The 20,261-nt window shown below is 48.2% G+C and carries 19 protein-coding genes; 17 read left to right on the forward strand and 2 right to left on the reverse strand.

Annotated features, from left to right (window positions below; all coding sequences use genetic code 11):
• The first annotated feature begins 172 nt into the window (after nucleotides 1–172).
• The 3 genes from rarD (at nucleotide 173) to ACFI32_RS12425 (ending at nucleotide 2,203) form a co-directional block, all read left to right on the forward strand.
• Nucleotides 173–1,141 (forward strand): EamA family transporter RarD, encoded by a 969-nt coding sequence (gene rarD / locus ACFI32_RS12415; protein ID WP_462626911.1) that lies wholly within the window; start codon nucleotides 173–175, stop codon nucleotides 1,139–1,141.
• Nucleotides 1,142–1,236: 95 nt separating this feature from the next.
• Entirely contained in the window at nucleotides 1,237–1,632 is a 396-nt protein-coding gene (gene folB / locus ACFI32_RS12420) for a dihydroneopterin aldolase (RefSeq protein ID WP_462626912.1), read from the forward strand.
• A 10-nt stretch (nucleotides 1,633–1,642) separates the two neighbouring features.
• Nucleotides 1,643–2,203, forward strand: a complete 561-nt coding sequence (locus ACFI32_RS12425; protein ID WP_462626913.1) for a 2-amino-4-hydroxy-6-hydroxymethyldihydropteridine diphosphokinase — start codon at nucleotides 1,643–1,645, stop codon at nucleotides 2,201–2,203.
• Between the two features lie 168 nt (nucleotides 2,204–2,371).
• Here ACFI32_RS12425 and ACFI32_RS12430 read toward each other — a convergent pair whose 3' ends face one another.
• Nucleotides 2,372–3,688, reverse strand: a complete 1,317-nt coding sequence (locus ACFI32_RS12430) for an ATP-binding protein (RefSeq protein ID WP_462626914.1) — start codon at nucleotides 3,686–3,688, stop codon at nucleotides 2,372–2,374.
• A 557-nt stretch (nucleotides 3,689–4,245) separates the two neighbouring features.
• On the opposite strand from ACFI32_RS12430, the gene ACFI32_RS12435 reads away from it, so the two are divergent.
• From ACFI32_RS12435 to modB, 13 genes are all read left to right on the forward strand, one after another.
• Entirely contained in the window at nucleotides 4,246–4,899 is a 654-nt protein-coding gene (locus ACFI32_RS12435) for a 2Fe-2S iron-sulfur cluster-binding protein (RefSeq protein WP_462626915.1), read from the forward strand.
• On the forward strand, nucleotides 4,896–5,888 hold the full coding sequence (locus tag ACFI32_RS12440; protein ID WP_462626916.1) for an FAD binding domain-containing protein: 993 nt from the start codon (nucleotides 4,896–4,898) through the stop codon (nucleotides 5,886–5,888). The genes ACFI32_RS12435 and ACFI32_RS12440 overlap by 4 nt, the downstream gene beginning before the upstream one ends.
• A gap of 2 nt (nucleotides 5,889–5,890) precedes the next feature.
• Nucleotides 5,891–8,293, forward strand: coding sequence for a molybdopterin cofactor-binding domain-containing protein (locus ACFI32_RS12445; RefSeq protein ID WP_462626917.1), 2,403 nt, complete (start codon nucleotides 5,891–5,893; stop codon nucleotides 8,291–8,293).
• Between the two features lie 134 nt (nucleotides 8,294–8,427).
• Complete coding sequence (locus ACFI32_RS12450; protein ID WP_462626918.1) at nucleotides 8,428–9,645, forward strand: XdhC family protein; 1,218 nt, start codon at nucleotides 8,428–8,430, stop codon at nucleotides 9,643–9,645.
• Complete coding sequence (locus ACFI32_RS12455) at nucleotides 9,645–10,382, forward strand: nucleotidyltransferase family protein (RefSeq protein WP_462626919.1); 738 nt, start codon at nucleotides 9,645–9,647, stop codon at nucleotides 10,380–10,382. Before ACFI32_RS12450 ends, ACFI32_RS12455 begins: the two co-directional genes overlap by 1 nt.
• Nucleotides 10,383–10,417: 35 nt before the next feature.
• Nucleotides 10,418–11,713, forward strand: a complete 1,296-nt coding sequence (locus tag ACFI32_RS12460; protein ID WP_462626920.1) for a molybdopterin molybdotransferase MoeA — start codon at nucleotides 10,418–10,420, stop codon at nucleotides 11,711–11,713.
• Between the two features lie 216 nt (nucleotides 11,714–11,929).
• Complete coding sequence (moaA, locus tag ACFI32_RS12465; RefSeq protein ID WP_462626929.1) at nucleotides 11,930–13,000, forward strand: GTP 3',8-cyclase MoaA; 1,071 nt, start codon at nucleotides 11,930–11,932, stop codon at nucleotides 12,998–13,000.
• Between the two features lie 75 nt (nucleotides 13,001–13,075).
• The gene (moaB, locus tag ACFI32_RS12470) at nucleotides 13,076–13,603 is read left to right on the forward strand and encodes a molybdenum cofactor biosynthesis protein B (RefSeq protein ID WP_462626921.1); all 528 of its coding nucleotides are present in this window, start codon (nucleotides 13,076–13,078) and stop codon (nucleotides 13,601–13,603) included.
• A gap of 48 nt (nucleotides 13,604–13,651) precedes the next feature.
• Complete coding sequence (gene moaC / locus ACFI32_RS12475; protein ID WP_462626922.1) at nucleotides 13,652–14,212, forward strand: cyclic pyranopterin monophosphate synthase MoaC; 561 nt, start codon at nucleotides 13,652–13,654, stop codon at nucleotides 14,210–14,212.
• Nucleotides 14,213–14,254: 42 nt separating this feature from the next.
• Nucleotides 14,255–14,518: a MoaD/ThiS family protein gene (locus ACFI32_RS12480; protein WP_462626923.1), complete on the forward strand. Its 264-nt coding sequence runs from the start codon at nucleotides 14,255–14,257 to the stop codon at nucleotides 14,516–14,518.
• A 77-nt stretch (nucleotides 14,519–14,595) separates the two neighbouring features.
• The gene (locus tag ACFI32_RS12485; RefSeq protein WP_462626930.1) at nucleotides 14,596–15,060 is read left to right on the forward strand and encodes a molybdenum cofactor biosynthesis protein MoaE; all 465 of its coding nucleotides are present in this window, start codon (nucleotides 14,596–14,598) and stop codon (nucleotides 15,058–15,060) included.
• 28 nt (nucleotides 15,061–15,088) lie between these two features.
• Nucleotides 15,089–15,991 (forward strand): molybdate ABC transporter substrate-binding protein, encoded by a 903-nt coding sequence (gene modA, locus ACFI32_RS12490; RefSeq protein WP_462626924.1) that lies wholly within the window; start codon nucleotides 15,089–15,091, stop codon nucleotides 15,989–15,991.
• Between the two features lie 45 nt (nucleotides 15,992–16,036).
• Entirely contained in the window at nucleotides 16,037–16,738 is a 702-nt protein-coding gene (gene modB, locus ACFI32_RS12495) for a molybdate ABC transporter permease subunit (RefSeq protein ID WP_462626925.1), read from the forward strand.
• Nucleotides 16,739–16,903: 165 nt separating this feature from the next.
• Here the strand turns inward: modB and ACFI32_RS12500 are convergent, their stop codons facing one another.
• Nucleotides 16,904–17,683 (reverse strand): hypothetical protein, encoded by a 780-nt coding sequence (locus tag ACFI32_RS12500; protein WP_462626926.1) that lies wholly within the window; start codon nucleotides 17,681–17,683, stop codon nucleotides 16,904–16,906.
• An 807-nt stretch (nucleotides 17,684–18,490) separates the two neighbouring features.
• Between ACFI32_RS12500 and ACFI32_RS12505 the strand changes: the two genes are divergently transcribed.
• On the forward strand, nucleotides 18,491–20,261 hold a 1,771-nt coding region (locus ACFI32_RS12505), incomplete at its 3' end, for an Ig-like domain-containing protein (protein WP_462626927.1).

Raw genomic sequence — 20,261 nt, forward strand, 5'->3', positions numbered from 1 at the left:
ACTGCTGATGCAATCAACACCGTAATCGACAGCTGATATTGCTTTTATCTATCACGCCCTAATGTTTTATTGTCATGCGCCATGATTGATCATGGCGCTATTATTTTTTTTGACGTCTGCTTGCTTACCCGCGGTAAGCAGGCAATATACGCCCAAAACGGTTGCTTGCCTTATGACCACCCAAACCTCAACCAGTACCAAAAAAACCGTAACTCCCATCAAAACCACCAAACGCGGCATTTTTACCGCGCTTGGTGCGTTTTTTATTTGGGGTGGTTTTCCGTTATACTTCAAGCAGCTGGCGGAGTATGATGCGACCGAAATCATCGGACACCGTATCGTGTGGACTTTTGCTTGTCTACTGGTTGTCTTGGTGGTGACCAAGCGCTGGCAGTGGCTCATTACTTTAAAGCAGCAGCCAAAATGGATCGCGCTGACCTTTATTTCTGGCTTGATCATTGCGACCAACTGGCTCACCTATGTGTGGGCGGTAAATAACGATCAGATACTTGAGGCCAGTTTGGGGTATTTTATCGGCCCATTGGTCGGTGTGGCACTGTCGATGATTTTGTTTAAAGAGCGCCTGCGCACGCTACAATGGGTGGCGATTGGCTTTGCGCTGCTGTCAGTGGTTATACAAGTGGTGATGTTGGGCAATTTGCCGTGGATATCTTTGATACTGGCATTTAGCTTTAGCACCTACGGCACCATCCAGCGCCAAACACCGCTCACAGCAGTCGATGCCATGTTTGTCGAAACCACGATGCTGGTGCCGATCTGTCTATGGTGGTTTTGGCAGGCAGATGTGGCAAGCAGTCAGCTGAGTTTTTGGTTTACGCCGTCTATTTGGCTGCTCATGCTGGCAGGCCCGATCACGCTGATTCCGCTACTCTTGTTTAACAAATCCACCAAGCAGGTGGCCTATAGTATTTTAAGCTTTATGAATTATCTGACACCGACCTTTATTTTCTTTTTGGCGGTATTCTATTATCATGAGCCGTTTGACCTGCACCGCTTGGCCGTGTTTGGCCTGATTTGGTTTGGTCTATTGCTCTTTAGTATTGACTTATGGCGTCATCGCCCAAGCAAGCAGCTAAAGGCAGCGCAGCTTCGTGCCGATGCTGCGGCGAAAACAGGATAACCTGCCATGTCACTACCGATATAATGACTCACATAATCCGCCATGCTCACGTACCCATCATGACGGCTCAATCAAATCAATCATAAGGATACAGTATGTTCCAGACGCAAGCGGATGTGGTGTTTGTCAAAGCGCTAAAAGTAGAGGCGGTGATCGGTGTGTATGATTGGGAGCGCGCCATCACCCAGCCATTACTGATCGATATGGCGCTTGAGAGCAGTATTGCCAAAGCGGCCGTATCTGACGATGTCAGTGATGCGCTCAACTATAAAGCGGTGTGCGATGATGTCACCGCGTGGTGCCAAGAGATTCAGGCGCAGCTGATTGAGCATTTGGCAGAAAAAATCGCGCAGCAATTGCTCAGCCGTTATCCTTGTCAAACGGTGACCATCAGTATTGCCAAACCGACCGCCATCACCGCTGCTGATGCCGTTGGGGTACAGATTACCCGCCATGCTGCCACCGAGAGCAGCGATACCGATGAGCAGTAGCGCCACAGTCATGAAAAAAACGACCGCACTGATCTCACAGTCGCTTGATATGGCGCTGCCTGATACGTTACAGCAGCGGACAGTGACGGCTGTGCTCCTTGCGCTGGGCAGCAACTATCAGGCTGACGATTACCTGCCAAAAGTACGGCAGCGACTGGCCTTGCTGGGCCATCTGACACTGTCTACCGCTTTTGAAAACCCTGATTTTACGGCGACGGCGGCTCAGCCAAAGCCAGACTATACCAATCAATGCGCCTTGTTATCGCTGACGGAGCCGATGCCGCTGGCTCAAATACAAGCCGTGTGCAAAACCATCGAGAACGAATGCAATCGCTGCCGCGCAGAGCATCATGTAGGCTTAGAGGGCACAAATACAGATGATGACGCCACTGGTATCAGGCGCGTCACGATGGATATTGATATTTTGCTGATTTGCATGTTGCCAAGACATGGCATTGTGGAAGAACAGCCCGCCGCAAGCGCGGCGTGGATGGTGATGGCCAATCGTTATCCATTTAAAGCGCACGAGCAGGCGGGTATCGACGAGCTGGATTTTTTATCGCGCACCTAGGGCATGTCTTCAATTCAATCGATGGTCATTTAAATGGGCTAAAAATGGCTAAATTTTGCCAAACTGCGTCAAATAGCTTGTTAATATTTCGATATTACCGACACTATTTTTCTTGTTTGACGGCAATTTATCTCATTTTTATTACCATTTTTAAAATGAAGACACGCCCTAGTGTCTGATGTCAATGACCAGCCTTGTTTTGGCCAGCGCGTCAAGATAGTGGTCTATGGTTTCCGTGTTTTTGCGGTCTAAATGGGCATCCCATTCATCAAGCATGACGATGGTGCTTTGATCCTCTTGTCTGATTTCTTCAATTTGTTTGATCAGTTGTTGTCCTGTTGAGCCTTTATGCTGCTGGTCTGTATGATGATTAAAATACAAATGATGCTTGGCAGGTAGATAATAAGCCTGCTCTTGGTAATGCTGTTTTAGCTTGAGTAGCAGACAAGACTTGCCGACGCCATTGTCACCAACCAGCGTTATTCTGCCTTGCTCAGGCAACACATCTGGATCAAACACCGCCCCTGTTTGCCTAATACGTATTTGATCGGCTTGGATATACTGATCCAAATGAACCGTATCAGGTTTTAATACCTCTAAAATACCATCTAACATCGTTTTCACCAGACTGATGCTGGTGTGATAACCAATCAGCGCATAACACATTTGCATGAGCTGAATCTGTCTTGGTAGCGTTGCAATTAATACAGCCATAGTGGCAGCATCCTGCCAGTTTTTTTGAAAAATAAAAGCCGTGGTGATAAACACAGGCAATATAAGGATAATCATGCCCACGCTTGAATGAATATGTTTGAGTGATTCAGATTGGATGCTGTTATTTTTGGCAGTCAAAAATTTGTTTTGCAGCCCATTATTATAAAGCGCGTAATTATGCTTATTAAAAATAAGGACATTGTCCCAGCTGGCAAACAGCTTTGCGGTCAGATCCAGTCGTGATTGCTGGCCCGTTTTGGCCACTGACTTCAACGCATGTCGCCTGACATGGACAAATGCGGACGCAAAAATAAGCCCTAAAGCATAACCAAGTAATAAGATGCCATCTAAAAACCAAGCTATGATGAGTACATTAAACAAAACATTCAATATCAAAGCGGCAATATCAAAGATACTGTCAATCGCTGTATCAAGGGTGTAACTGCTCTCTTGAGCCAGCGTGGTTGTGGCGGTACTTTGTAAATCCTCGCTAGATAACAAAGCGGTCTGGCCTAAGAATGTGGTATGAAACTGATCGTTATAACGCTGATGCGCATCATATTTTGCCCGCGCGATATTCGTCACACAAAAATATGCAGGCAAGTAAACCACAATGAGAGAGGCTGCAAACGGCAGTGACACATGATCTTCTGTCAGGCTTTTTGCAAGCTGCGCCACAAAATAGGTTGATGAGGCCACAATGATCTGTTGGCATACCAAATATAGCAGCGCGAGATATAGATGCTTGGTCAGTACAATTTTATAATTCAAGAGATATGAGCATTTATGCTATCAAAAATACGAATCGAAGAGAAAGTAACGTATTTTTATAAAAATAACTATCTATTTTTTATGCCACGTTATTTATATGGTGTGAGCGGCTATTAAGTGATCATTAAAAAGGTAGGTCGGTCATCCTGTTTTTTATCAAGACATGCTGGTTATGTATTATAAAAAATATTATATCTAAACAGTATTATTTTTTTGCGCATTATTTGCTGATAGTGCATTATTTTATTGGAATATTCAACAAAATAGTATTGTTTACAATGAGATATGAAGCTATGTAGCCAGTCTTAATTTTTAAAATGATTATCATTAACATCATAGCCGAGTGCATGAGTAATAACAAAAAAATTAAATCGCAACAACAGTCAATAGTACGAAAGACTTACCAAAGAGTAACAAGAAAAATAAAATTAAACGGTTGATAACTTAAGCGAAAGTAATCATTATTAAAAACGTTGCTTGAACCCAGTTATCATTTTTACAGCATTATTATTGATAATAAAAACGCTAATAATATCCTCTGCCAGCGAGAAGCCAGCATGTCTACTTTGACGTTAACGATTAACCAAAAAGATTATCAGTTTGATAATCTTGATTCGCGCACGACGCTCCTTGATGTGTGTCGCCATCATTTACAAATCACTGGCCCCAAAAAGGGCTGCGATCACGGACAGTGCGGGGCGTGTACCATGCTGATCAATGGTCGCAGGGTCAATAGTTGCCTGACTTTGGCCATTATGCATGACGGCGATGAGATCACGACGATTGAGGGCATTGGTATGCCTGATTCGTTATCGGCATTGCAACAAGCCTTTAACGATCATGACGCATTCCAGTGTGGCTACTGTACGCCTGGGCAGATTTGCTCAGCAACGGCGCTTATCGAGGAGGTCAAGCAGCAATGGCCAAGCCATGTCAGTGGCGACTTGCAGCATCCTGATGTGTTGTCAGTACAAGAAATCGCTGAGCGCATGAGTGGTAATATTTGCCGCTGCTCAGCGTATCCCAATATCATCAAGGCCATTCAGCAAGTGTTAACTGAAGAAGTGGCAGACCAATCCGCGCCAGTACCGTCAACCACTGATTCGCGTGCGGTTACTGGTATTTGGTCTCCGCCACCAAGTGAAGCGCAGCTGAGTAGCCAATCTAACGCAACCAGCCAACAGACAACCACAGCAGGGGACAGCTTATGAGACGCTTTGAGTATGTCCGTGCAGACCAAGCACCAGCCGCTGCCAATCTTGCCAGCGCCGAAGGCGCATCCTTTATCGCAGGTGGTACCAATTTATTAGATTTGATGAAGTTTGAGATTGAGACACCGATAAAATTGGTCGATATCACGCGCTTAGAGCTACAGCAAATCGAAACCACCGATGAAGGGGGGTTGCGTATTGGTACGTTGGTGACCAATAGTGATTTGGCCGCGCATCCTGACGTCACTGCCAATTATCCTGTGCTGGCGCGTGCGTTATTGGCAGGCGCATCAGGGCAGCTACGCAACAAGGCCACAACAGGCGGTAATTTGTTGCAGCGCACTCGTTGTTACTATTTTTATCATACCGACAGCCCGTGTAATAAGCGCAATCCTGGCTCAGGCTGTCCTGCCATTGACGGTGAAAACCGTGCGCTGGCGATCTTGGGCACCAGTGACAGTTGTATCGCCCAGCACCCATCAGATATGGCAGTCGCCATGCGTCTATTGGATGCGCGCATCGAGACGGTGAAAGCAGATGGGTCTACTCGCACCATCGCGATCGAAGATTTTTATGGTTTGCCCAAAGACACGCCGCATATTGAAACGGTACTCGACGCAGGGGAGCTGATCACGCATGTGACCCTACCTGCGCCGATTGATGGCATGCACACTTATGACAAAGTGCGCGACCGTGCTTCTTATGCATTTGCCTTGGTATCTTGTGCGGCGGTGATTGATACGAATGAAACGGGGCATTTAAACACGGTAAGGCTGGCTTTTGGTGGTATTGGCACGCAGCCATGGCGCAATACTGACGTTGAGGACGTGCTGACAGGTAGCGACGGTAGTACGGAAGTCATCAGCCAAGCTGCAGACATACTTTTGCGCGATGCGACAGGCTACGGACAAAACGACTTTAAAATGGCGTTAACCCGTCGTTTACTCAAACAAGTTATTCAGCGCGCCTTAGCGGCTCAGGGAGCATAATCATGGGATTATTCCAGTCAGAACCGACCAAAAAAATGACAATGGATGCGCCAGCTGAATCGTTGTTGGCGAACACGGCCAGTAAGCTGGTGGGTCAGCCGATCAACCGTGTTGATGGCCCGCTTAAGGTCAGCGGTCAGGCAACATATGCTGCTGAGTTTTACCACGACAATCAAGCGTATGGCGCCCTTGTCGGCGCGACGGTTGCCAAAGGTCATGTCGAGAGCATTGATAGTAGCGCGCTTGATGACATGCCCGATATTATCAAAGTCGTTACCGATGCCAAGCAATTTTTGCGTAACCCGCAGCAGGGCGGCATGCAAAAAGCGCCACAGCAAGGTGCCTCTGAAGTGTTTTATCACGGTCAACCGATAGCCGCCGTGATTGCGGAGACGTTTGAAGCGGCGACAGAAGGCGCTAAAGCGTTAAAAGTGACTTATAAAGACCATACTGACGATGCGGTGCTGGATTTTGAAGCGAACGTATCTGATGCTTATGATGTCGATGAAAAACAAGGCTCAAACAACAACGTTACGCAAGGTGATCCAGATCAAGGTTTGGCGGACTCAGCGGTAACGGTTGATCAGATTTATCATACTCCCAGCCAAAACAGCGCGGCGATGGAGCCGCATGCGACCATGGCGTATTGGAAAGATGATACGCTGATCATGTACACTGCCAATCAAATGCTGGCGTCGTGTCAGCAGCAAGTGGCTGATGCGTTGGGGCTTGATGAAGAACAAGTACAACTGATTGCCTATTATGTCGGTGGCGGCTTTGGTAGCAAGCTGGGTATCGCCCCTGAATCTATCGCGGCGGCGCTGGCGGCAAAAGAGCTGGGGCGTCCTGTATCGATCAGCATGACCCGACCACAAGTGATGGAGGCGACCGTCAGACGCTCAAATACCCGCCAACGTGTGGCACTGGGTAGTGACAATGCAGGCGTGATTAACACCATCATTCATGAAAGCATCTCTAGCAACTTGCCAGATGAGACGTTTTTTGAGCCTGTAGCGCTCTCAACGCATTATCTGTATCGTGGTGAAAACCGCCGCGTACACTACGATATGCTGGATATGAATCTGGTACTGTCCGGCTCAATGCGCGCACCAGGAGAGGCAGTCGGTCAGATCGCCCTTGAATGTGCCATGGATGAGCTGGCCGAGCAGCTAGAGATTGATCCTATTGAGCTGCGCCGCCGTAATGAGCCTGATAAAGACCCAAGCAAAGGGATTCCTTTTTCAACACGCAAGTTGATCGAGTGCATGGAGCAGGGTGCGGAGCGCTTTGGTTGGGATCAGCGCAATGCCAAACCAGCCAGCCGCCTAGAAGGTGACTGGTGGATCGGTATGGGCATGGCTGCCGCCTCACGCGGCAACCAGCTTCAACCTTCTGAAGCGCGTGCCACCTTGCAGATTGATAGCTCAAAAGCGCTGGGTGTCAAAGCAGTTATCGAAACGGGCATGACCGATATCGGTACTGGCTCGTATACGGTGTTTTCTCAGATCGCAGCTGATATGCTGGGACTACCAGTTGACCATATCGAGATGCAGCTCGGTGACAGTAGCCTGCCAAAAGCGGCTGGGTCTGGTGGTAGCTGGGGTGCGGCAAGCGCGGGTAGCGGGGTGTGCCTTGCCTGTGAGCAGTTGCGCGAACTGATTGCCAAAGCCGTTGGTTTGCATGCCGACACCATGCAGATAGAAAATGGCGCGATCAAGGAAGCAGGCGTGCATGCGCCCAGCGTCAAGCAGTCGTTTATGGAAACGGGCAATAAGCTAAAAGAGGCGGCAATGAAAAAAGCCAAGTCGGTTAGCGGCCGCCCCGATACTGAAACCGTGCCATATGACTTTGATAATGGCAATACGCATGCGCTCAGTGACATACTAGAACAGTATGATGAGCAAAAGCTGAGCGCCAAAGGTAAAATTGAACCGGGCAAAAACGATGAAAAATATCGTCAAGCGTCCTACGGCGCAAACTTTGCCGAAGTGGCTGTTCATCGCGTCACGGGTGAGATTCGTGTCAAACGTATGACAGGTGCATTTGCCGCAGGACGTATCCTAAACCACAAAACCGCTACGTCGCAGTGTTATGGCGGCATGATATTTGGGATCGGTTCAGCCTTGATGGAAGAGGTCATCCACGACAAACGTGATGGCCGCTTATGTAATCATGACCTTGCTGAATATCATGTACCCGTCAATGCCGATGTGCCTCAGCTCGAGGTGATGCTGGTCGAAGAAGACGATCCGTATACCAACCCCATGCACATTAAAGGCATTGGTGAGACGGCTATTTCTGGTGCGGCAGCGGCGATCATCAATGCGGTCTACAATGCGGTTGGTATTCGCGTTTATGATCTCCCGGTCACGCTTGATAAGTTGATTGACCAATTGCCTGAGTAAGTGGCTGTTAGGTATTGACCAATAGGGCGGATGGCCGCTCTATTGGTTTTTTTATCCCTTACTGATGGCCATTGTGATGACATATAGTGGATTCTTGATAAAAAAGATACAGCGGGATTTAATAATAAGAGACTATGAACCAAGTCAGTGATATTTTACAGTTGGCACAGCAGGCGCAATCTGAGAACGTGGATGCCGTGCTGGCAACGGTGGTACGTACAGAAGGCTCTGCATATCGCCGTGCAGGTGCGATGATGCTTATTTGCGCTGACGGCCGCTCTGTGGGTATGATCAGCGGCGGCTGTTTGGAACCACACCTCATCAAGCGTGCTTTTTGGTTAACCCGCAATGGTGCCAACGTTCAGGTGTACCAAACGGGTGATGACGAATCGGACGGTGACCATGACGATCATGACGATCTGGATGACGATGAGCTGAACTTTGGTCTGGGCTGCAATGGTCGCGTACATGTGCTGTTTGAGCGGTTGGATACGGCGCAGTGGCTACTGTCCTTAGTCGCGCAGATACGTCAGACGCAGCAGCCTGCTATCATCGCCACCTTGATCCGATCAGCCGATCCAAGACATCACATTGGCAGGCGCGTAACGATTGATGATGCTATTACCCAAGCGTCTCTTGCTGATGCTTATGATAACAACACGTTATCGCCAAACGGTTATACCTCAGCGGCGCTCAGTGCTGCTCAGCAGGTTATGGGTGAGCGTGGGCGAGCAGTCAATCAAAAACCGATCAATGCTTATGTTATCGTCAATGACGAAGATGAAAGCAAGCAAACAGAATGGCTGGTACAGCGTATTCAGCCGCAAATACGCCTGCTGATATGCGGGGCAGGCAATGATGTCGCGCCGCTGGTCAATATGGCCAAGCTACAAGACTGGCATGTGACGGTCATTGATAGTCGTCCGCAATATGCAACGGCTGCTAGGTTTGCAGCTGCTGACGCGGTATCATGCGTGCCGCTTGAGGATACCCAAACGTTGCTGGCACTCAGTCGCAACGCGGCCGTGGCTTTAATGTCGCATAGTCTGTGTCAAGACCGTGCGCGCTTGGCAGTATTATTGGCACATGCTGAGCAGTGTCGTTATCTCGGTCAGCTGGGGCCAATATACCGTACGGAACGGCTGATCCATGAGATTGCGACTGCGGGCATGCTATCGCCAGCACTGCTGGCATCGCGCACAGACCGACAAACGGGTATGCTGCATTATCCCATCGGTTACAAGCTGGGCGGTGATGGCCCAGAAGCACTCGCCCTTGGTATCATGGCACAAATCAGCGCGGTTATTTATGACAAGCCTGTACATCACACTACACCGATAGGCAGTATCTGATGTCAGTGATGACCCCGAAGCTGACGGCGCAGTCCTCAACCAAGCCGCGCCATGCGGTGATCTTGCTGGCAAGTGGTCTCAGCCAGCGCTTAGGACATGCCAAGCAGCTGATTAAAAAAGATCAACAGCCATTACTCTGTCATATGGTGCAGTTGGCATTGACCACACAGCCCAGCGCCGTTATGGTAGTGGTTCCAAAAAGTCAGACCGCCATTATCTCTGCCCTTGACCAAAAGGTGATTGAGAATGACAACCTACACCTTGTCGTCAATCCGACGCCGCATACAGGTATGGCGCACAGTCTCGACTTAGGGATCAATGGGCTTGATGACTGGCGGCACCATACAGTCTGTGATATCGACCGCGTATTAATCATGGGTGTGGATCAAGTGCTGCTTAATCAGGCGCATCTGTCAGCGCTATTGAACACAGATGATAGGCACGTTTGCGTCACTGCCAGTCGTTACCCGCGGCTCGGAGTAAGCTTTACTTATCACAAAGATAACGGTGACAACCATATCGTAGGATTGCCGCTGGTCGTGCAATATGACATGCTTAGACAATGGCAGCCGCAGCTATCGGGCGATAAAGGATTGCGAGCATTTATCAGAGCGCTGCCAGATATCCAGATAGCGCACATTACCAATGCGGATTTGAGCCATGATATTGACACGCCTGAACAGTGGCGATACGCCCAAGCGCAGGGCTGGATAGATAGCCCAAACCATTCATATTAAAACAAAACAAGAATAACCCTATTGAGGACGCCATTATGATCACTATAGAGCAGCTGCGCGCCGCCATTACCCAGCGTATCGACACCTACAATCATCAAGATGCCCCGATAGCCGCACGCGCCAAACCAACCTACGATTTGTTAGAAAGTAGCAACCACATACTGGCGATGGATGTGCGCGCACCATTTAACATACCACGACAGAATCTGTCGGCGATGGATGGTTATGCCATTACTCAGGGCAGTGATGTCAGCAGTAATAGTGTCATCACTATCGTCGGTGAGTCACAGGCAGGCAGTCCCTATACGGGTGAGCTGAGTGCAGGGCAGGGCGTGCGGATTTTTACGGGCGCGATGGTACCTGATGCTTGTGACACGGTCATCATGCAAGAAAATACCAACTTTGAGCAGATCAAAGCAGGCATTGATAAATCTCAGCCTTATGCCGTTACTTTGACCGTTGATGCGTCGGTCAGCGCCAACATCCGCTTTCAAGGCGAAGAGATACAAGCAGATGAAGTGGTGTTGACTCAAGGCAAACGGATCAATCCTGCGGATATCAGCTTGCTGGCCAATCTGGGTGTGAGTGAGGTGAGTGTATTAGCGCCGTTGGTGGTCGGTTTGATCGCCACGGGTGATGAGTTGGTAGCGCTGGGTGAGCCGCTGACCAGTATGGCGCAGATTTATAATACCAATACGCCAACCCTAAAAGCGCTACTGAATACGCTGCCCATCACCATTCAGGATTATGGCATCATCCCTGATGACCTTGAACAAACCACAGCGGTGGTCACTACCGCCATGCAAGACTGTGACGTGCTGATATCGAGTGCAGGCGTATCCGTTGGCGACTATGACTTTTTGACCACCGTTATTGAGCAATTGGGTCAAATCAATCACTATAAAGTGGCGATGAAACCGGGTAAACCCTTTGTCTTTGGCGAGTTACTGCCCACTGATGCTGCGCCAGTATTGTATTTTGGGCTGCCGGGTAACCCATTATCAACCGTCGTCGGCGCGCTACAGTTTGTGATACCGGCGTTGTGGCAACTCTCAGGCGCGGCGCTTGACCAGCAGCCACAGGTGCTCAGCCTGCCTGCAACCTTGATCCATGACACCAAAAAATCGGTTGGCCGTGCTGACTTTCAGCGCGGTGTGTTGTCACAAAACCCAGATGGCAGCTACCAAGTCGAGTGTTTTGCCAAGCAGCAGTCGCACAGAATCAAGCAGTTAAGCCGCGCCAACTGCTTGGTGATTCTCGATAAAGATGTCGGTGATGTGGCGGCAGGTACCGTTGTGTCTGTGCAGCCGTTCTCATGGCTATATATCTAAAGGCAATGACTTATAGGTGCTCAATAAATAACCGTTTGGTTGGCCGCTTAATGATAAGGTCGTACCAAGGCTGCAGGTGATGAGCTGGCAAGCATTGAACGGTTTGTGACCGCTTGTGTTACCAACGGCTCACTGAAAGTGCTGCTCAAAGCACGCACTATCTGTCTATACGCTGCCGCCATGTTATCGGCGTGCCACGACTATGTAATAGGAAATATGACGTTGTCTGAATCAATATTTACGGCCCAGCCGCACCATGCCAATGCTGTCTCAATTGCCGCGCCTGTGCATGGTGAGCTGACACCCAACGACTCGCTATTGACGGATGGTTTTTCCAGACGTTTGACCTACCTGCGCCTATCTATTACTGATTTTTGCAACTTTCGCTGTGAATACTGTTTGCCAAATGGCTACCAAGGCAAGCGCCCAACGGACGAGCTGAGTGTGGCAGAGATTGATACCTTACTGCGCGGGTTTGCTCAAGTGGGGACGCAAAAGGTCAGAATTACTGGCGGCGAGCCCTCCATTCGCCGTGATGTGACGGATATTATCGCAACGGCGCGCCAGACAGCAGGCATTCGCACTGTCGCCATGACCAGTAACGGCTATAAATTGGGCAAACATCTGACAGGCTGGCAAGCGGCAGGACTCGATCAGCTAAATATCAGCATGGACAGCTTCGATGCTGATACGTTTTATAAAATGACAGGCTTTGATAGCTTGCCGCAATTGATGCGCGATATGGATCAGCTGCTTGATGCCACCGATATTCGCTTAAAAATCAATAGCATCCTAATGGCGGAAACTGCGATGCAAAACTTAGAAGATGCCATGCGCTATGTCAAAAATCGCCCAGTCACTTACCGTTTTATTGAGTTCATGCAAACCAGTGACAATGCCAATTTGTTCTTTGCCCAGCACGCGCACGCCAAGAGCGTTACCGAAAACCTGCTGGCACAGGGCTGGCAGCCTGAAACACGCTATTTTACCGATGGCCCTGCGATAGAGTATAGTCATCCTGATTATCTTGGGCGCATTGGTATCATTGCCCCTTACGCTGAGCACTTTTGTGACAGCTGTAACCGCCTGCGCGTGAGCAGTCAGGGCAAGGTGCATTTGTGCTTATTTGACCAAGCCAACTATGATATCAGGCCACATCTTGAGCAAGATGATGTGGCGGGTCTGGTTGAGGCTCTATATGGCCTGATGCCGATCAAGCCTGAGCATCATCATTTGCATGAGGCCAACAGTGGCATGATGAATAACTTGTCTATGATTGGCGGTTAAACCATCAAGATTATTGATTTTAAAATTTAATCATGACATCGATTTGATATTTCTTATAACGATAAAGGACAACTCATGAGTAAGACAGAAGCCGCATTTACACCATTAAATATCGCTATTTTGACCGTATCGGACAGCCGCACGTTAAGCGAAGACAAGTCTGGTCAGTATTTGGTCGATCAATTGACTGAGGCAGGCCACACGTTGGCAGACCGTGAGCTGATTACCGATGATATTTATCAAATACGGGCGGTACTCAGTCGCTGGATTGCTGATCCTAAGGTACATGCGGTCATCACCACAGGCGGTACGGGGTTTTATACCCGTGATAGTATGCCTGAGGCGGCGAGTGTGTTGTTTGATAAAACCGTTGACGGGTTTGGCGAGATGTTTCGCTTGATTTCAAAAGACGATATTGGTATGTCGACCATACAATCGCGTGCGGTGGGTGGTCTGGCCAATGGGACTGGGGTATTTTGTTTACCCGGATCAACGGGCGCTTGCCGCACGGGTTGGGAAGGTATCTTAAAGGAGCAGCTAGACAGTCGCACGCGCCCTTGTAACTTTGTCCCGCATTTTTTGCGTGTTAACCCTACGCATTAAGCAAACCTATTTAAATCCAAAATATCACACCATACCACTGGACTTATCATGCAGGCACGATCTGACTCTGACAGTCACAACAATAATGTAAATAGTAATCACCAAGACGTCACTGCTGCCGTGTCGTTGTCGCATCTCGACAGTGCAGGCGATGTCAGCATGGTTGATGTCAGTGGTAAGCAAGCCAGCGTGCGAGAGGCGTGCGCGCTTGGACAGGTGCGCTTCCCCGACAGCGTCTATGCCCAAATCAAAGCGGCTGATGGCATGACCAAAAAGGGCAGCATCACCCAAACGGCACATATCGCTGGCATTATGGCAGCCAAGCGCACCCATGATCTGATTCCGCTGTGTCACCCGCTGCCACTGGATAAGATCGGTTTGCAATTTGAATTTGACGATGCCGCACAGTCGATCATGGTGACAGGGACCGTCAAGGTCACGCACAAAACAGGCGTTGAGATGGAAGCGTTGACCGCTGTTAGCGTGGCTTGCTTGACCATTTATGATATGACCAAAGCCTTATCGCACGATATTGTCATTGATAATGTTCACCTGCGTAATAAAACAGGCGGTAAGTCAGACTATCAGTCCGCACTGAACCAAAAATGAGCGCCTTAAACATAAAACAATGTATTGATAACGGAGCACGCGATGGCGATTGTAGCATCGACAATAGACATTCAGATATTGTATTTTGCAGGTTTGGCCGATGAGGCGCAATGCCATGAAGAAAGACTGAGTGTCGCGCAAGGCACATCGCTTGCTGATTTGTATGCCCAGCTGGCGCAAAAACACCGCTTTACTCGCCCTCAATCTGAGCTGCGCGTGGCGGTGAATGATTATTTTGCCGCTTGGACAGATGTGGTTAACGCTGGGGACAGTGTGGTCTTTATCTTGCCTGTGGCAGGTGGCTGATCATGACAGACAATAAGCAGGATAATGGTCGTAACGATGGTGAGACACCGAGTACCAAAAATGTACATCACCACGCCATGCACATCAGCCGCAGCGTAGATGAAGCGTATGCTATCGCGCAGCAAGATGGCTTTGCACTATTGGATTGTCCGATTGATGATGCGCGGCTAAGAGCCATGCTTGATGATGACGGCTGCGGGGCTTTTGCTTGTTTTGAAGGGCGGGTGCGCAATCATAATAACGCCAGTACGGTCGATCGCTTGACCTATTATGGTTATGAAGGCTTGGCGCTGAACCAAGGCCGCGCCATCATGGCAGAGGCCAAGACCCGTTTTGAGATCACTCGTGCCGTGGCGATCCATCGCATTGGCGCGCTGGAAATTGGCGATATTGCGGTATGGATTGGTGTGGTGTCTGCGCATCGTTATCCCGCTTTTGACGCCTGCCGCTGGATATTAGACACCATCAAGGCAGACATCCCCGTGTGGAAGCAAGAGTATTATCATGATGCGTCATCACAGTGGCTCAGCAACAACGGCTGATCTCAACAACAAGAACAGTGACCGATCCATGGCAAATGTAAGCAGCAGATTGATAATCGCATTGCACCATGCGCCATCGCAGCATTACATGCTGCTGGCAGGTGTCATGGTTTCGATGCTGTCGCTGTCTGCTTGTAGCTCCAAAAGCACGGCAACTGATGACGACATTGAGCCGTCACAAGCGAGCCAGCCTCAGACATTACGTATCGCGGCAGCGGCCAATCTGTCTGATGTGCTACCTGATATCATCACAGGCTATCAATCAAAAAAGGCCAGTCATGCACCAAAGATTGACGTGACCTACGCCTCGTCGGGCAAGCTCTACGCGCAGATCAAAGCTGGCGCGCCTTATGATATTTTTTTGTCCGCCAATCAAACGTTCCCTGCTAAGCTGGCGACCACTATATCAGCCGCCGTCAACACGGATAGCCAAGCAGCGTTACCGTTTACCTATGCTCGCGGTCAGTTGGCAATTTATAGCGTGACTCAGCCACTTGAGACGCTAAAAACGTCAAGCAAGGCAGCAGCACTTCATAGCTTACTCCAGTCGTCACCTAGCACCACGGTGACTATTGCCAATCCCAAGCTTGCCCCTTACGGCGCTTCAGCCACAGCGTATCTACAAAAACAGCAGCAGTATGAGTCCTTGAAAGCGCAAAATCGCTTGATACAGGCGGAAAATATTGGTCAAGCGTTTCAATACACACACACGGGCAGCGTCGATTACGGTTTTGTGGCGCAGTCGCAAATCACGGCGTTAAACGTGCCGTCCGAGCAGTTTTATACCTTACCACCATCAATGTACCCACCTATTTTGCAAGATGGTATCGTGCTTAACCCATCCCAAGCGGCTATCGACTTTAGCCATTATCTTCAGTCCACGTCAGGACAGGACTATTTTACTCAGTCGGGTTATCTGAGTGTGCCCTAGTTTGCAGTGCGGCGGCCTTTTCTCGTATCAAGTCATACGCCTATCATGAATGCGGCCTTTTCTCTCTCAGACATGTTATTGCCCATTTGGGTCAGCTTAAAGTTGGCAGGAGTGACGACGGTGTGTTTGTTGCTGTTTGCGACGCCTTTGGCATATTGGCTGGCGCGGCCGAGTCGCAGCCGTTTATTAGGTCGTGTCAAGATCGTATTGATGGGCATTATTGCCATGCCGCTGGTGCTGCCACCAACGGTGCTTGGTTTTTATTTGTTATTACTACTCAGCCCAAATTTTGGTATTGGTCATCTGCTTGCTGAGCAAGGCATTGGCGCACTGGCTTTTACCTTTGAAGGGTTGGTCATCGGTTCGATTATTTATTCATTGCCGTTTTATATCCAGCCTGTGTATGCACAGTTTGCCCGCCTGCCGAGTAGCGTGATGGAGGTGGCGTTGCTGCTTGAGGCCAGTCGTCTGCGCCGATTTTTGCGCGTCGCGTTGCCGCAAGCGCGCATCGGTATCATCTTGGGAGCGCTGGTCAGCTTTGCCCATACCATTGGTGAGTTTGGCGTGGTATTGATGATTGGTGGTAGTATTACTGGAGAAACCAAGGTGGTGTCCATTGCTATATATGAGCAAGTCGAATCGCTCAACTACGCTGCGGCGCATATGATGTCAGCGCTGTTGATTTTGCTTGGCGTGGTGCTGATTACGCTTATCGCCAGTGTCAGTCGCGTGGTACAGCGGCCTTGATTGCGCCTTATTTATTGTGCTTATCAAGCTTTATTCTATAGTTGTGACTGACGTCTACCGCCATATAAAATAAGCGCCCGTCCTGCCATCAATGCAGATAACGGGCGCTTTTTTATGTCCCATCCCATCATCTACAAGCGTTTTGCTATTAAGGCCATTATTTTTTTATTGTGCAGTCATGGGTGCATCATTATCTGTGCGGTCTTTGCTGTTATCTGACTCATTATCTGTTGGGTTACGTGCAGGCTCAGAAATAGGGGCAGTTTGCGGTGTGGTTTTTGGCGGCTGTGCTTGTTCAATTTTAGACTGATTTCTGTGTTTGATCTCGTTGATGGCGGCCCTGAGCTGGTCATTGATACCTTCCGCTTCCGACTTTACCGCTTGGTAGGTCTTATCTGTCACCTCGTCTGTCCTCGTAATAGCAACATCCCCCGCCAACAAACCCATGTCATTTTTTTCTAGCACCGCTTCTTTTGTAGCATGGTCGCCTACCTGCGCAATGGATATTTCTGAGGGCTCAGCGACGGCTTGGGTGGTGTTCTTTTGAGTTGACACGTGAGTGCTGGGTTTGGTTTTAGGGGCAGTGTTCGAGTTATTCTTGGCTATTTGTGTTGATTGCTCATGTTTGTGAGCAACAGACTGTGCTGCTGTCTCTGATCGTGTCTGTGCTGCATCCCTATGGTCTGACTGTATATTGCTGGCTTGAGTGATGTCTGACGGCTTGGTTTCAGTCATTGTCATCACTCGTGTTGGTGCCGTGTTTATCAGTAGAGGGTCTGGCTGTGGGGCAGGGGTTTTTCTTTCTAGCACGTCTGTACTGGTGCGCTTAGTAGACTCAGTTGGTGACTGCGGCTTAAGTGCTGAATACGCAATAGCAAAAACAACAATATGTAATGCCACAGCCAACAATACTGTAGGGAGCCATTTTTTGTGTAAATGAAGCATGGGCTACCAAATCTCTTCGTGATTATGTTTTTGATCTGCGGTATTAGATATAAACATATAAATAATGAATGGTATATATAAATTGGCTTGAATATAGAGAATAAAATCGTTCATACGGAAAAGGGGTGATAATTATCGCATATCTTTATTAACATTAGTAACTAATAATTAAGTTGAATATTCAATTAATGATAATATGAGCATTAGTTCATTATTTGTAATAAAAATACACAAAAAAAATTGACTGTTAAGTTTTGTTTTCACTACTTTTGCCATAAAAGTATTCTGGAATCAGTCTTATAATATTCCATAGCTGAATAATGTGTATTGTTTATAGATTACAAAAGTATGTATTTTATAAAATGATTTTGCCAAATATCTCCTCTATAGCTGAGATCATATAGTTTTTTAGTAATTTTTTTATTTCTTATCAGTGGGTTGGCTGCATGTTTGCTTTATGGCTGGTTTTCCTATTAATTGATAAATTAGAATAATGTTTGTAAGATTTACAATTACTAATAGATGGTTTTTGTATGTATATTTATTGTAACTTAATATTTATCTCTTATAAATATTAATGCTAGATTTAACAAATGTTAATCTTATTTTTAGGTCTTTATATGTGGTTTGTATTGGGGTTTATAAATAAAAATAATGGATAAATTACTTCAGGTTATAAATGAGTGTCAATGACTTGATAAAAAGAGTTGGATAAAAAAGACAGTTTGACTGACATACGGTTGGTTGGAAAGGGATGCGGGTATTTAGTTTTTAATTACGGCGTAGAAGCCATATAAGGATGATGCTATGAAAACAATTACAATTAAGACCAATGACCAGAACCAAGTGATCGCTGAACAGCAAGTTGTTACAAAAGATGGTATACCTACTGTTATTGAAGCGATAGATCAGGTCAATTATGAACTGTTTGATAACTCTATTGGCCGCGCACCAGATACCGTTGTTACCAAGCGAGTGGATAAGGATTTGCATGTTTCCTTTGAAAACGATGGCCAAAATCCTGATCTTATTATTGAAGGGTTTTATGATGATGTGGACAGCGCCCTGATAGGTATAGATGAAAGTGGTGGATATTATTACTACATTCCAAAGTCGGGTGAAATCGATGATCATGTCATGGAGCTGGAGTCAGGGGATGTAGAGGAACAACACCTAGGTGGTGAGGAGCAGCCAGTACCTTGGTGGATCAGTGCCGCTGGTGGTAGTGCGCTACCGTTAGTAGCGGGTTTGGCAGGTCTGGGTGTTTTTGGTGCCGCCATCAGTAGCAGTGGTAGCGATGGCGATAATACGTCAGGCGATATCACAGCTCCTGATGCACCGAGTGCCGATATCAATGATGAAGGTACAATCATTACGGGAATGACCGAATCCAATGCGACCGTTGATGTCGATATCAATGGTGATGGTACGCCAGACTATACGGTAATTGCTGATGCTGATGGTAACTACAGTGTCGATACCAGTGATATGCCGTTGGTAGATGGAGAGGAAATCGAAGTCACGGCAACGGATGAAGCGGGCAATACCAGCGATCCGACAAATATTGTGGCGACAGACAGTACAGCGCCTGACGCGCCGACTGCAACAATTAATGATGATGGCACGCTCATTACAGGTACGACCGAACCCAATGCAACCGTTGAGGTCGATACCGATGGTGATGGTGCGCCAGACTATACGGTGACGGCTGATGCTGATGGTAACTATAGCGTTGATACCAGTGATATGCCGTTGGTAGATGGAGAGGAAATCGAAGTCACGGCAACGGATGAAGCGGGCAACACCAGCGATCCAACAAATATTGTAGCGACAGACAGCACTGCTCCTGACGTACCGACCGCGGCTATCAATGATGACGGTACGCTTGTTACTGGGAGAACCGAACCCGATGCTGCTATTGATATTGATACTAACGGTGACGGTGCGCCAGATTATACGGTAACGGCTGACGGTGATGGTAACTATAGCGTTGATACCAGTGATATGCCATTAATCAATGGAGAGAAAATACAAGTCACTGCCACTGATGAGGCTGGTAACACCAGTGATCCAAGAAACGTTGTGGCCAATGACATCATTGCGCCGCAAATCATGAGTAATCTACCCATTGCGATGGATAATATCATCAATGCCGTTGAAGCTACTGGTGGTGTTGTGGTTACTGGTACAAGTGAGGCAGGAGCCAGTATTGTACTCAGCGTAGACGATCTAACACTGGGTACGGCTACGGTTGGGGCTGATGGCAAGTGGAGCGCCACCATTGATGCCAGTGGTTTGACAGATGGGTCAGTGATTCTGACCGCGACAGCGACCGATCGGGCAGGTAATACGGCGACGGATAGTAAACCAGTGACCGTGGATACGGTCACGAATGTGGCCATCGATACCCCGATTACTGGTGATGACATCATCAACGCTGACGAATCAGGCGCTGTGGCTGTCAGTGGTACAGGGGAAGTGGGCGCGACCGTCACCATCAGCGCAGGCAATACCGTATTAGGCACAGCCACAGTTGGTGCCGATGGCACATGGAATACCAACGTTGATGCCAGTACTT

This window comes from Psychrobacter sp. PSi21, assembly GCF_054960615.1.

Bases quoted from the DNA above. Each gene is read 5' to 3' on its own strand.
- rarD (WP_462626911.1), top strand. From the start codon at position 173: ATGACCACCCAAACCTCAACCAGTACCAAAAAAACCGTAACTCCCATC.
- folB (WP_462626912.1), top strand. From the start codon at position 1,237: ATGTTCCAGACGCAAGCGGATGTGGTGTTTGTCAAAGCGCTAAAAGTA.
- ACFI32_RS12425 (WP_462626913.1), top strand. From the start codon at position 1,643: ATGAAAAAAACGACCGCACTGATCTCACAGTCGCTTGATATGGCGCTG.
- ACFI32_RS12435 (WP_462626915.1), top strand. From the start codon at position 4,246: ATGTCTACTTTGACGTTAACGATTAACCAAAAAGATTATCAGTTTGAT.
- ACFI32_RS12440 (WP_462626916.1), top strand. From the start codon at position 4,896: ATGAGACGCTTTGAGTATGTCCGTGCAGACCAAGCACCAGCCGCTGCC.
- ACFI32_RS12445 (WP_462626917.1), top strand. From the start codon at position 5,891: ATGGGATTATTCCAGTCAGAACCGACCAAAAAAATGACAATGGATGCG.
- ACFI32_RS12450 (WP_462626918.1), top strand. From the start codon at position 8,428: ATGAACCAAGTCAGTGATATTTTACAGTTGGCACAGCAGGCGCAATCT.
- ACFI32_RS12455 (WP_462626919.1), top strand. From the start codon at position 9,645: ATGTCAGTGATGACCCCGAAGCTGACGGCGCAGTCCTCAACCAAGCCG.
- ACFI32_RS12460 (WP_462626920.1), top strand. From the start codon at position 10,418: ATGATCACTATAGAGCAGCTGCGCGCCGCCATTACCCAGCGTATCGAC.
- moaA (WP_462626929.1), top strand. From the start codon at position 11,930: ATGACGTTGTCTGAATCAATATTTACGGCCCAGCCGCACCATGCCAAT.
- moaB (WP_462626921.1), top strand. From the start codon at position 13,076: ATGAGTAAGACAGAAGCCGCATTTACACCATTAAATATCGCTATTTTG.
- moaC (WP_462626922.1), top strand. From the start codon at position 13,652: ATGCAGGCACGATCTGACTCTGACAGTCACAACAATAATGTAAATAGT.
- ACFI32_RS12480 (WP_462626923.1), top strand. From the start codon at position 14,255: ATGGCGATTGTAGCATCGACAATAGACATTCAGATATTGTATTTTGCA.
- ACFI32_RS12485 (WP_462626930.1), top strand. From the start codon at position 14,596: ATGCACATCAGCCGCAGCGTAGATGAAGCGTATGCTATCGCGCAGCAA.
- modA (WP_462626924.1), top strand. From the start codon at position 15,089: ATGGCAAATGTAAGCAGCAGATTGATAATCGCATTGCACCATGCGCCA.
- modB (WP_462626925.1), top strand. From the start codon at position 16,037: ATGAATGCGGCCTTTTCTCTCTCAGACATGTTATTGCCCATTTGGGTC.
- ACFI32_RS12500 (WP_462626926.1), bottom strand. From the start codon at position 17,683: ATGCTTCATTTACACAAAAAATGGCTCCCTACAGTATTGTTGGCTGTG.